Origin of the sequence: Bradyrhizobium sp. Ce-3, from assembly GCF_022835695.1 — a bacterium.
Lineage (GTDB): Bacteria > Pseudomonadota > Alphaproteobacteria > Rhizobiales > Xanthobacteraceae > Bradyrhizobium.
The window spans coordinates 98,827-110,851 of the sequence record NZ_BQUV01000009.1 but is presented as its reverse complement, the minus strand read 5'-3'; the positions used below and the strand labels follow the sequence as shown (position 1 = coordinate 110,851).

Sequence of the window (12,025 nt, the reverse complement as noted above, 5' to 3'; positions counted from 1 at the left end):
TTAGGCCTGCCCTCTACTGCCCCACGTGCCCTGGTCAGGGCACGACTTCATCTCCACAACCCGGTGGACATTATCAATTCGCGCAGAATGGAAAATAGGTGTCGATAGGCAAAAGGTAGATATCAAGCCGGATCTAGCGCGTACGCGGCGCTGCAGCATTTGAATTATCTATCGTTCCATTCGCCTTCTCGATCAGGAAAACGATCCGGACGTCGCTTCGTTCGGTGATCTCGACCTTGTCGCCGGTCTGCTGGATCAGGGCCGGGATATCGATCACCGAAAGCGGATCGGTGCAGTGCACTTCGAGGAAGTCTCCCGCGGTCACGCCCTTCAGCGCCTTGCGCGTCTTCAGTGCGGGCAGCGGGCATTTCAGGCCGGTGAGGTCGAGCTTTGTCGTTGTCATGGTTCGACCATGGCGAAGCCGTCATGCATCGTCAACGCGGCACCCCTCGCCTGGTCAGCTGTCGGCCGGAGCCGCAGCGAGCACATCGTCGACCGGGATCGCCGAGCGCAGCATCAATTCGGCGACGTCGGCGATGTCATCGAGATGCGCGACCGGCAGCGTGGTTTCGACGGCGATGTCGCTGGCGATCCCGACCACGCGCGGGTCGTCGGGAAACAGCAGCGGCTTGCCGTTGGCGGAGCGATACACCTCGATCTTGTTGACCGGCTCGCGCTTGAAGCCCTCGACCACGACCAGATCGACCCGCGCCATCTTGGCGAGCAGCTCCGGCAGCCGCGGCTCCTGGGCGCCGCGCAGCTCATGCATCAGCGCCCAGCGCCGCGTCGAGGACACCAGCACCTCGGTCGCGCCGGACTGCCGGTGCACCCAGGAGTCCTTGCCCGGCACGTCGACATCGAATTCGTGGTGGGCATGCTTGATCACGGAGACCCGCAAGGCCCGGCCGAGCAGATAGGGGATCACCCGCGACAGCAGGGTGGTCTTGCCGGCACCGCTCCATCCGGCGAGGCCAATCACTTTCATACGCGTCTCCGAAACCATAGCGTCCACGCTGCTTATATCAGCCTTGGCGCAATGTCATGCCAGCCCCGCCAATGGATTGACGAATCGGGCGGGCTGCTCGTGGAGCGCCTTCGGAAAGCCCGGGAGCAGCTGCGCCCACTTGCGACGGGACGGCGGGCTCAGGAACCATCGCGGCCTTCGTCTCATTTCACGCGCCGTCCGACTACCAGCGGATATACCTCGAAGTTTCCAATGCATGGAGCGACCGGAACGCGATAAAATTATCGCCGGAGGATCTCGCATGGCTCGCGCACCGTCGATCGTGCCGCATCAAATCGACCACGACACCTATCTGGTGCTGAACGATTTCGGCCGGCTTGGCCGCGCCTGGTGCGAAACCGATGAAGGCACCGACCGGAAAACGCTGATCCGCCGTCTGCTGGATGATCATTACAACCATCCGGTCCGCATCATCGCCTTCAACACCAGCGAAGGATGGTCGCGCGACGTCACGACCGATATTGCCGACGAGCTTCGGCGCCGTTTCGTCGAATACGACGAGGTCCCGCGCTCCGTGCTGGAGTTCGTCGAGATGGCCATGCGGCACTGAGCCGGAGCCGCAGCCGCGCCGCGCGGCAAAACTACCCGTCGGGCAACACAGCGAAAACCTGTCAACCACCGCGCACAAAAATATTTCGTTTTATCCGAAGGGCGACACAGTGTATGGTCCACCCGTCTCGCCCGACACGAGGGGCGCTTCGCGGTCGTCACGAACGCGGGTCGGGATGCGGTGGACGCGAATTGCGCAACTGACGAGTGCGCATGACGCGGACGGTGAAGTCGTGTGGTCCTGACGCCCTGGTGGCAGGTGTCTTTTCCGATTGCGCAGGTCGCGCGTTGCGAAGACGGTGACAAGCAAGCCCAGTCTCGCCGGGGAGAGCACGAAGTAAGCCGTAGCCCATCGCGCAGGGAAAGCCGGGTTGTTTCCGGTTACACCTGTGGTCCTACCCCCGTGCTTTCTACCTTTTGCACGGGGCCCATGGGTGCGATCGGCACCCGGCTTTCCCTGCGCCCTCTGAGAGAGAGGGCGGAACGAGCCGCAAAACTCGGGCGGAGCATGCCGCGAGAATGCGGAGCCATGATTCACAGACCGCGCCACACAACTCACCGTCGTCCCGGCGAAGGCCGGGACCCATAACCACAAATGGTCATTGTTGTACGATCGCGAAACGACGAGTCCCATTCACAACACAAGCCGCGGCGTATGGGTCCCGGCCTTCGCCGGGACGATGATTGTGGATGCAGGCTGCGCCACAGATTCGATGTCGTCCTGGCTTTCGCCAGGACGACAGTGTTGGGTGTCGCGGATCTCGCCTACGCCGGCCTGAACCCCGCCTTCTCCAACGCCGCCCTGCCCTCATCCGAGGCCAGCGCGTCGAGAAACGCCTGCACTGCGGGCCGTTGCCTGCGCGCGGTGACCAGCGCGAAATCGTAATGCTCTTCGGCAAGCGGAATGAAGCCGAGGCCGGAGGCTGCCGCGACCGGCGCGATGGTCATGCCCCAGTCGGCGCGATGCTGCGCCACCGCGGCCGCGACCGCATTGTGCGAGCGCGGCTGATTCCAGTAGCCATCGGGCCGGCTGCCCGCCAGCAGGCGATCGATCAGGATGCGGGTGCCCGCGCCCTGGTTGCGGTTGACCATGATGCAGGCGGGATCCGCGAGCGCGGCGCGCACCGCCTCTTCGGCGCTCAGGCCGGCGAAGCGCGTGTCGTCCTTGCGGAATACGATGCCCTGCATGCGCCGCCAGCCCGGCACGAGCTCGAGGCCGTCGGCGAGATACGGCGTGTTGTAGGTCTCGGTCTTGTCGTCGAACAGATGGATCGGAGCGAGATCGCATTCGCCGCGCTTGGCGGCGGCGAGCCCGCCAAGGCTGCCGACCGCGATCGAGCGCACCACCAGGCCGGCACGTGCCAGCGGCGCGGTGACGAGATCGAGCCCGGTGCAATGGCTGCCGACGATGACGAGATCGGGCACCCGCACATGCGGCGTGAACAGCGTCACCTCGGCCTCGCTGCCGGCCGGCAGCTGGTCGGCGAGCGCCTCGATATTCAGGAAGCCGTCGGCCTGCGCGAACGAGGTGATCGCGCCCGAGCCCTTGCCGCCGGGATAGGCGATCAGGCCGTCGGCGCCCTCGACCAGCGACACCATCACGAACTCGGTGCGCCCGAGCTCGGAGGCGATCCGCACCGGCACCTTCGCCGCCACCTTGGCATCGGAGCGCGGCGGCAGCCCGGCCATCCGCCGCAGCACCGGCACGATCATGTCGTGGAAGGTGAACATCGCCGAGGTCGGAAAGCCCGGCAGGATCACCACCGGCTTGCCGTCGCAGACCGCAAGGCACAGCGGCTTGCCCGGCTTCAGCGCCACGCCATGGGCGATGATGCCGGGCTTGCCGAGCCTGCCGATGATCCGGTGCGAGACGTCGCCCGCGCCCTTGGAGGTGCCGCCCGACAGCACCAGCATGTCGCTGTCCGCCAGCGCCTTGCGCATCGCGGCCTCGAGCATCGCCTCATTGTCCGCGATCGCGCCGAGGAACGATGGGTCGGCGCCGTTCTCGGCAATCGCCGCGGTGACGATCGCGCCATTGGTGTCGTAGATCGCGGCCGGCCGCAGCGTCTCGCCCGGCTGCACCAGCTCGTCGCCGGTCGAGAGGATCGCAACGCGCGGCCGGCGCACGACCGCAATCTCGGCGATGCCGCAGGCCGCGAGCATGCCGATCTCGCGCGAGCCGATGATCGTTCCCGCGCGCAGCAGCGCCTCGCCGCGCGCGATGTCGGAGCCTGCATAGGACACGAACTGCCCGGGCGACGCCGCACGGCGGACCTCGATCGCATCATGACCGGCGGGCTGGGTGTGCTCGACCATCACGATCGCGTCCGCGCCGCGCGGCACCGGGCCGCCGGTCGCAATCGCGGTCGCGGTACCCGGCAGCACCGGCCGGGTCGGCGCGGTGCCACACGAAATGATCTCGTCGTTCAGCGCGAGCTGCACCGGTGCGGCCTCACCGGCGCGCGTCAAATCGGCCGAGCGCACGGCAAAGCCGTCGACATTGGAGCGATCGAATGGCGGCACGTCGATCGGCGCCACCACGTCCTCCGCCAGCGCACGGCCGAGCGCGTCGGCGAGCAGCCGTCGCTCGGACGGCAATTGGCGCGGGAACAGCGCCGCCTCGAAGCGCGCGATCGCCTCCTCGCGCGACAGGATGGTCAGGAACTGGTCCTGCGCGACGGATGCGTTTGGTTTCGGCGTGAACGTCTGGGTCATCTCGGGAACTCACTCCCGCAACATATAGGCATCGACAAGCCTGCCCGCAGCGAAGCCTTCGGCGCCGCCGGGCACGATCAGCAGGGCTTCGGCGCGCGCGATGGCCTCGAGCGACAGGTCCCCGATCGCAAGCACGGCCCAGTGGTCTTGCCGGCGCGCCAGCAAGACCACCTCTGCAATACCGACGCCGGAGGCGATCTTGCGTTCCAGCGGCAGCGCCAGCGTTGTGCGCGGGCGCCGGCCCGACAGGCGGTCGAGCACCGGGAGCGCAATCGCCCACCACGCCGCGAAGGCCTGATCCGGCGCGCCCGGCAAGGCTATGACCGGCGTTGCCTCGATCCGGCCGACCGCCGTGGTACGCCCGGGCTGCAGGGCGATGCCATGCGCGATCAGCGCGCCGCGCGTCGCCAACGCATTGACCGCCGCATCGGCGTGACCAACGCCGGTGCCGCCGATCGTGATGATCAGATCGCAGCCGGCGGCGTCGAGCGCGCTTACAATCGCTGTCGCATCGGGCGCCGCCTCGGCGGGGACGACCTCGGCGCCGGCGAGGCATGCGGTGTCGGCGGTCAGTTGCGCGGTCAGCTTTCCGTTGCCGATGTTGACGATGCGCAGCCGCGGTCGTCGTACGCGCACCAGCGCCAATCCTGCCGCGCGCGCGAGCAGCAGACCGCGCGGCAGCAGCGGCTCACCCGCCGCGATCACGGCGCGCCCGGCGGCAATGTCGCTGCCGGCACGCCGGACGCCCTGCCCGGGGACGGCTTCGGCGAGCACCTGCGGCAGCGGACCGGAGGCGTCGACAGCGTCGGCATCGACCACGCAGTCGGTGCCATCCGGCATCGCCGCGCCGGCCTCGACCCAGACCGGCAGTGCCGCCAGCGGCAGCGGCGCATAGGAGGACGCGCCGACCAGATCATTGGCGCGCATCGCCCAGCCGTCGCCGACGGCGACGTCGTGCGGCGGATAGGTGCGCAGGGCCGGCATCTCGGCGGCGATGCAGTGCAGGGCGTCAGCCAGCGGCAGCTCGATCGGCTCGACCGGCGCGAGGTCGCGCAGCACGGCAGCCAGCGCCGCATCGAGCGGGGTGAGCGAAGCGGGACGACGCTGGGCGGTAACCATGGCCCGCTATGGACTGAATCGGCCCTGAAGGAAACCGGCTTGCACCGTGCCGGGGCACCTCCATTAGACCGATGGCGCGTTGACGCGGACCCCAAAGTAGTTGCAAAAGAAACCAATATGACCGGGTTCCAGAGGCCCGGCACAACCATAATGGCCAATGCGCCAATTCAGGAGGGAGACAGAATGAACGCCATCAGAGCGTTTTCGAGCGAAGTGGCTACCGGTTCGCGTGAAGAAAACGCGTCAAAACAAAAATCTGGAGCGCCGTTCCGATTCAATCGGAACGGCATTGGCTCCAGACTCGCCATGTTCGGGACGCTCGCAGCGGCGCTGCTGGCCTCTTCGGCGGCATCGGCGCAGGTATCCGACGACATCGTCAAGATCGGCGTGCTGACCGACATGAACGGCCCGGCCTCGACGCCGACCGGACAGGGCTCGGTCACCGCCGCGCAGATGGCGGTCGACGATTTCGGCGGCAAGGTGCTTGGCAAGCCTGTTACGGTGATCGTCGGTGATCACCAGCTCAAGCCGGATATCGGCGCGACCATCGCGCGGCGCTGGTATGACGTCGATCAGGTCGACCTGATCGTCGACGTGCCGGTCTCGGCGGTCGGGCTTGCGGTGCAGAACATCGCCAACGAGAAGAAAAAGCTGTTCATCACACACTCGACCGGCGCCACCGATTTCCATGGCAAGTTCTGCTCACCCTACGCGATGCAGTGGGTGTTCGACACCCGCGCGCTCGCGGTCGGCACCGCGCAGGAAGTGGTGAAGCGCGGCGGCGACAGCTGGTTCTTCATCACCGACGACTATGCGTTCGGCCATTCGCTGGAGAAGGACGCCTCCGCGATCGTGACCAAGAACGGCGGCAAGGTGCTCGGCGCGGTACGGCCGCCGTTCGCCACGCCCGACCTGTCGTCCTTCATCCTGCAGGCGCAGGCCTCGAAGGCCAAGATCATCGGCATTGCCGGCGGACCGCCGAACAACACCAACGAGATCAAGACCGCCGCCGAGTTCGGCGTGTTCGCCGGCGGCCAGCAGATGGCCGCGCTGCTGGCGCTGATCACCGACGTCCACTCGATCGGCCTGTCGGCCGCGCAGGGCCTGTTGCTGACCACCTCGTTCTACTGGGACATGGACGACAAGACCCGTGAGTGGTCGAAGCGCTATTTCGCCAAGATGAACCGGATGCCGACGATGTGGCAGGCCGGCGTCTATTCCTCGGTGACCGCGTATCTGAACGCGATCAAGGAGGCCGGCACCGACGATCCGCTCAAGGTCGCGGCCAAGATGCGCGAGAAACCGGTCGAGGATTTCTTCGCCCGCAACGGCAAGCTGCGCGAGGACAATCTGATGGTGCACGATCTCTGGCTGGTGCAGGTCAAGACCCCGGCCGAGTCGAAATATCCGTGGGACTACTACAAGATCCTGGCCAAGATCTCGGGCGAGGACGCGTTCGGCCCGCCCGACCCGGCGTGTTCGATGGTGAAAAAATGACGACCGAAGGTCGTCATTCCGGGGCGATGCGTCAGCATCGAACTATGGTGCGCACTTGCGCACCCGAGAATCTCGAGATTCCGGGCTCGCGCTTCGCGCGCCCCGGAATGACCTCTGCATGGACGCGATAAAGCGTCCATGCAGCGGTCACTTCGCCACCCCGATCTCCTTGAAGTATTTCAGCACGCCGGGGTGGATCAGATTGATATCGGGCGCGGCAGCGACGGTGTTCACGGCCGTGGTCTCGCAAGCCTGGGCGAGCTTCTTGCAGAAGTCAGCCTCGACACCGTGCAGCGTCTTCGCCAGCCGATAGGCGACATCGTCGGGCAAGGTCTCGCGCACCAGGATGTAGCTCCAGGAGCCGACCGAGGCGATCGCAGCGGTCTGCTTCGGGTAGCTGCCGGCTGGGATCGTCAGCGGCTTCAGGAAGGTGTGCTTGGCGCGGATGCGCATGATCTCGTCCGCGGTCGGCGCGATGAAGCGCGCGCCGGTCGCGCTCTCGGCCATCTTGCTGAAGCCGGGCCAGCCGATGCCGGCGCCCCACAGCGCGGCGGCGCGGCCGTCCTCGACCATTGCAGGGCCGTCACCGGCACGATCAAGATAGATCGACTTGAAGTCCTCGTCCTGCTTCAGCCCGATGCCGTCGAGGATGTAGCGCGACAGGATCGGCAGGCCGGAGCCCTTGGCGCCGAACGCGACCGGCTGGCCGACCAGGTCCTGGATCGTCTTGTACGGGCTGTCAGCGCGCACCACGAACATGCCCGGGCTCGAATACATCGCGGTGAGGATCTTCAGCCCGGTCGCCTTCGGCCGGCCGATGCCCATGAAGGCCTCATAGGACGGCTCGCCGGCGACGGTTGCGATGTCGACACTGCCGGCCTCGAGCAGCGGGATGTTCTCGTTGGAGCCCTTGGTGTTGCGCGGCTCGATCGACAATGTCGGGTCGACCGCATTGATCACCTCGGCGAGGGCATTGCCATAAAGCGGAAAGCCGCCACCCGGCGTCGCCGTGGCGAAACTGATCGTGGTTTTGGAAATCGTCTTGCTCCCCTCTTGCGCCGCCGCGCCGCCCGCGAGCAGCAGCGCGCCGGCGCAAATCATAACAGCGAATTTCATCCCGAGCCTCAAGCATTGCACGTGAGCAAGACTATCGTCGCACGGGCGGGGTCGTAGGCAAAGCCGGCGTTTTATGAAACCATGAAGCCAACAGTCACAAGAAAATGACGGGAGAGACGATGTTCCGGTTCGCACGTGCCGCGTTGCTTGGTTTGATGTGTTGCCTTGCCTCGGTTGCCCCCTCCTCCGCATCCGACTATCCGAACCGTCCGGTGCGCTGGCTGATCGGGTTTGCCGCCGGCGGCCCGGTCGACATCGTCGCCCGCATCATGAGCCAATGGCTGTCGGATCATCTCGGCCAGCAATTCGTGGTCGAGAACCGCGCCGGAAGCGGCGGCAACATCGCAGCCGCCGCCGCGATCAACTCGCCGGCCGACGGCTATACGCTCTTGTTCGTCGCGCCCAACAACGCGATCTCGACCTCGCTCTACAAGAAGTTGCCCTACGACTTCCTGCGCGACACCACGCCGGTCGCCAGCATCATGCAGCTCACCAACATGCTGGTGGTCTCGAACGCGATGCCGGTGAAGACGGTTCAGGAGTTCATCGACTACTGCAAGGCCAATCCGGGCAAGATCGCCTACGCCTCGTCGGGCAACGGCACCTCGGTGCACATGTCGGCCGAGCTGTTCAAGGCGATGACCAAGTGCGACATGCAGCACGTGCCGTACCGGGGATCCGCGATCGCCTTCCCCGACATCATCTCCAACAAGGTGCAGCTGATCTTCGACAATCTGCCGTCGGCGCTGGAGCAGTCACGCGGCGGCAGCGTGCGCGCGCTCGGCGTTACCTCGCCGCAGCGCTGGCCGGGTGTGCCCGACGTGCCGGCGATCGCCGAGACCGTGCCGGGCTTCGAGGCGGTCGGCTTCTACGGCATCTCGGCGCCGAAGGGAACGCCGCCGGAGGTCATCGAGACCCTCAACAAGGCGGTCGGCGAGGCCCTGAAGGATCCCAAGCTGGTGGCCCGCCTCGCCGAGGTGGGCGGCATCCCGAAGCCGATGACCCCGGCCGAGTTCGGCAAACTGGTGGCCGACGAGACCGAGAAATGGCGCAAGGTCGTGGAGTTCGCCGGCGTCTCGGTGGACTGAAGGCGCGATCACCGGGGCGGCGCGGGGCCCGGCATTGCCGAAACCCGACGCACCCTGTAAACGGAGCCCGCACCGTTGCCGGCCGCACCCCGCGGCCCGCAAGGCGGCGGGGCCTGTAGCTCAATGGTTAGAGCCGGCCGCTCATAACGGTCTGGTTGCAGGTTCGAGTCCTGCCGGGCCCACCACGGAATCAACGCGCGGCTTCGAATCCGCCGAGCACCGCCGTCAGATTGGCGCCGAGGATATCCGAGAGATAGCCGCCCTCCTGCACCAGCACCGTCGGCAGTCCGAAACGCGCCAGGGCTTCGCCGATCCGCCGGAAGCCATCGGTGGTGACGGCGAGACCCGCAAGCGGATCCTTCTCGGAGGCATCGAGGCCGAGCGCGACCACGAGCGCGGTCGGCGCGAAGGAACGGATCGCCCTCTCCGCTGTCGCGAGCGCCTTCATGTAGTCGTCGTCGCCGGTGCCCTTGGCGAGCGGAATGTTGAGATTGGCGCCGAGGCCGGGACCGGCGCCGCGCTCATGCGCATAGCCCCAGACGAACGGATAGAAGAACGACGGATCGGCGTGGATCGACACGGTGAAGACATCCGGCCGCTCGTAGAAGATGCCCTGTGTGCCGTTGCCGTGATGCACGTCGACATCGAGGATCGCGACGCGCTCATGCTTCTGGCGCAGATGCTCGGCCGCGATCGCGCTGTTGTTGAGGAAGCAGAAACCGCCGGCCATGTCGCGATAGGCGTGGTGGCCGGGCGGACGGCACAGCGCATAAACCGCATCCTCGCCGTCGAGCACCATCTGCGCGGCGGTGACCGCGACATCGCTCGACGCGCAGGCGCCGGCCCAGGTGCCCTTGCCGATCGGCGCTGCGGTATCCGCCGTGTGCCAGCCGAGCCTGCCCACGATATGGGTCGGATAGGTGGCGGCGTTGCGCACCGGATGGATGTTCGCGATCATCTCCGGCCCGGCATCGCCGAGCGCGGACCACGCATCCCAGGCCTCGGCGAGAAAGCCCAGATATTCCGGGCTGTGCACGCGGGCGCGCGGCCCCTGCCCGAACCTGGTCGGCTCGATCAGCGTGTGCTTGCCGGCCTTCAGGCCTGCCAGCAGCCGATCGGCGCGCTCGGGCTGTTCGGTGGTGCGCTGGACCACGCCGCGGACCAGGAAGAACTGCGGATCATGGCTGCGGTGCAGATCACTGTAGACGGCCTTCACGGGACACTCCTGTTGGATGAATCAGAAAGATCGCAACATCACCCGCGGCTATTTCGCCGCCGCAGGCCACGGCGGAATCTCGCGCACCAGCCGCCCGACTTCGCGCCAGGCATGGCCGATGTGATAGTCGACATGCGCGACGATGCGTTCGGGATGACCGGCCTCGATCGCGGCGAGCACCGGCTCATGCGTCCGCGCGATCTCGTGCGGATCGTCATAGAGGCGGCCGATCAGGCCGATCACCATGCGCAGCTCCGAGGCGAGATCGTCGAACAGCCGCAGCATCCGCCGGTTGCCGGCGATCTCGCAGATCAGACGATGGAAGCGATAGTCCTCCTCGACCTGCCGCGCCGGGTCGTCGAGATCGGCCGTCTCGTGCAGCACATCGATCTGCCGGCGCAGCATGTCGCGCGTCTCTGCCGTCAGGTTGCGCGCGGCGAGCACCGCGGCGTGACGCTCCACGCAGAGACGCAGATCGTAGATCTCGTCGATATCGTCAGCGGCAAACTGCCGGACGAAGAAGCCGCGGCGCGGATTGGCGACCAGCAGACCTTGCTGCTCGAGCAGCCGTGCGGCCTCGCGCACCGGCGCGCGGCTCACCCCAAGTTCGCGGGCGATTCCGGCTTCGACCACCTTTGATCCCGGCGGCAGCCGTCCCTGAACGATGGCTTCGGTCAGACGCCGGGCGACCTGGCCAACCAGGTCCGTTTCGTTGAGGGCCGGCAAGCCGACAGGAGGGGAAATCGTGCGCATCAAAAGGGTCCGTTTTGACCCTTGTACATTATTTAATCGCCGACTGTCGACAGTTTAGACTTGATCAAGCCTTAGATTGTCGACAGTTTAGTGACGCGGGCATTGCAGCGCAACAATAACGGCCCGCGGACAGGGACTAGCAGCAACGATGACGACGCATGTGCGGCCCGACGCCGTAAAGGACCAGAACCAGCAATTCCGCATCGACCTCGCCGCAGCCTACCGGTTGATTCACCGGCTCGGTCTCGATGACAGCATCTACACCCACATCTCGGTGCGGCTGCCCGGCAATCATGACCGCTTCCTGATCAATCCCTACGGCATGCGCTTCGAGGAGGTGACGGCCTCGAGCCTCGTCACCGTCGACCTCGACGGCGTCGTGATCGACGACCCGCTCGGGCTCGGCATCAATCCGGCCGGCTTCACCATCCACAGCGCGGTCCATGCGGCGCGGCCGGATGTCGCCTGCGTGTTGCACACCCACACCGTCGCCGGCGTCGCGGTGTCCTGCCAGAAGCAGGGACTGCTGCCGCTCAATCAATGGTCGATGCAGTTCACCGGGTGCCTCGCCTATCACGACTATGAAGGCATCGCGCTCGATCTCGACGAACGCCAGCGCCTGGTCGCCGATCTCGACGACAAATTCGTGATGGTGCTGCGCAATCACGGCATGCTGACCTGCGGCCGCTCGGTCGCCGAGGCCTTCAAGCTGATGCACAATCTGGAGCGCTCCTGCCGCGCGCAGCTTGCGATCCAGTCCACCGGCGCCGAGATCGCACCGCTGTCGGATGCGGTCGCGCACAAGACCGCCGGCCAATACGCAACCTTCTATGACGCCATCGAAACCAAAGGCGTGCCCGACAGCGAGTGGGCGGCCTTCAAGCGCATGCTCGCGCGCACCGATCCGGATTTCGTGAACTAGTCATCGGAAGGCCACGCCGCCGCCGG

Annotated in this window: 11 protein-coding genes and 1 tRNA gene; 5 read left to right on the top strand and 7 right to left on the bottom strand. The window is 66.2% G+C overall.

Features of this window, described 5'->3' with window-relative positions; genetic code table 11:
• Positions 1–133 precede the first annotated feature (133 nt).
• The gene (locus BRSPCE3_RS28115; RefSeq protein WP_244069591.1) at positions 134–403 is read right to left on the bottom strand and encodes a sulfurtransferase TusA family protein; all 270 of its coding nucleotides are present in this window, start codon (positions 401–403) and stop codon (positions 134–136) included.
• 54 nt (positions 404–457) lie between these two features.
• Positions 458–985, bottom strand: coding sequence for a molybdopterin-guanine dinucleotide biosynthesis protein B (mobB, locus tag BRSPCE3_RS28110; protein ID WP_244069590.1), 528 nt, complete (start codon positions 983–985; stop codon positions 458–460).
• A gap of 235 nt (positions 986–1,220) precedes the next feature.
• On the opposite strand from mobB, the gene BRSPCE3_RS28105 reads away from it, so the two are divergent.
• Complete coding sequence (locus BRSPCE3_RS28105) at positions 1,221–1,574, top strand: hypothetical protein (RefSeq protein WP_309296339.1); 354 nt, start codon at positions 1,221–1,223, stop codon at positions 1,572–1,574.
• A gap of 764 nt (positions 1,575–2,338) precedes the next feature.
• Here BRSPCE3_RS28105 and BRSPCE3_RS28100 read toward each other — a convergent pair.
• Positions 2,339–4,288 (bottom strand): molybdopterin biosynthesis protein, encoded by a 1,950-nt coding sequence (locus BRSPCE3_RS28100; RefSeq protein WP_244069589.1) that lies wholly within the window; start codon positions 4,286–4,288, stop codon positions 2,339–2,341.
• A gap of 9 nt (positions 4,289–4,297) precedes the next feature.
• Positions 4,298–5,407, bottom strand: a complete 1,110-nt coding sequence (locus tag BRSPCE3_RS28095) for a molybdopterin-binding protein (protein ID WP_244069588.1) — start codon at positions 5,405–5,407, stop codon at positions 4,298–4,300.
• 306 nt (positions 5,408–5,713) lie between these two features.
• On the opposite strand from BRSPCE3_RS28095, the gene BRSPCE3_RS28090 reads away from it, so the two are divergent.
• Entirely contained in the window at positions 5,714–6,904 is a 1,191-nt protein-coding gene (locus BRSPCE3_RS28090; RefSeq protein WP_244069587.1) for an ABC transporter substrate-binding protein, read from the top strand.
• A 147-nt stretch (positions 6,905–7,051) separates the two neighbouring features.
• Here BRSPCE3_RS28090 and BRSPCE3_RS28085 read toward each other — a convergent pair whose 3' ends face one another.
• A complete protein-coding gene (locus BRSPCE3_RS28085) occupies positions 7,052–8,020 on the bottom strand; it encodes a TAXI family TRAP transporter solute-binding subunit (RefSeq protein ID WP_244069586.1) in 969 nt (322 codons plus the stop codon).
• Positions 8,021–8,139: 119 nt separating this feature from the next.
• On the opposite strand from BRSPCE3_RS28085, the gene BRSPCE3_RS28080 reads away from it, so the two are divergent.
• Positions 8,140–9,108 carry a tripartite tricarboxylate transporter substrate binding protein gene (locus BRSPCE3_RS28080; RefSeq protein ID WP_375709970.1) on the top strand — a complete coding sequence of 323 codons (969 nt, stop codon included), beginning with the start codon at positions 8,140–8,142 and terminating at the stop codon, positions 9,106–9,108.
• A gap of 109 nt (positions 9,109–9,217) precedes the next feature.
• A tRNA-Ile gene (locus BRSPCE3_RS28075) sits at positions 9,218–9,293 on the top strand.
• A gap of 5 nt (positions 9,294–9,298) precedes the next feature.
• On the opposite strand, the gene BRSPCE3_RS28070 is transcribed toward BRSPCE3_RS28075, so the two are convergent.
• Both BRSPCE3_RS28070 and BRSPCE3_RS28065 read right to left on the bottom strand, forming a co-directional pair.
• Positions 9,299–10,324: a histone deacetylase family protein gene (locus tag BRSPCE3_RS28070; protein WP_244069585.1), complete on the bottom strand. Its 1,026-nt coding sequence runs from the start codon at positions 10,322–10,324 to the stop codon at positions 9,299–9,301.
• A 48-nt stretch (positions 10,325–10,372) separates the two neighbouring features.
• Entirely contained in the window at positions 10,373–11,077 is a 705-nt protein-coding gene (locus BRSPCE3_RS28065; RefSeq protein WP_244069584.1) for a GntR family transcriptional regulator, read from the bottom strand.
• Between the two features lie 148 nt (positions 11,078–11,225).
• On the opposite strand from BRSPCE3_RS28065, the gene BRSPCE3_RS28060 reads away from it, so the two are divergent.
• Positions 11,226–11,999: a class II aldolase/adducin family protein gene (locus tag BRSPCE3_RS28060; protein WP_244069583.1), complete on the top strand. Its 774-nt coding sequence runs from the start codon at positions 11,226–11,228 to the stop codon at positions 11,997–11,999.
• The last annotated feature ends 26 nt before the right edge of the window (positions 12,000–12,025 follow it).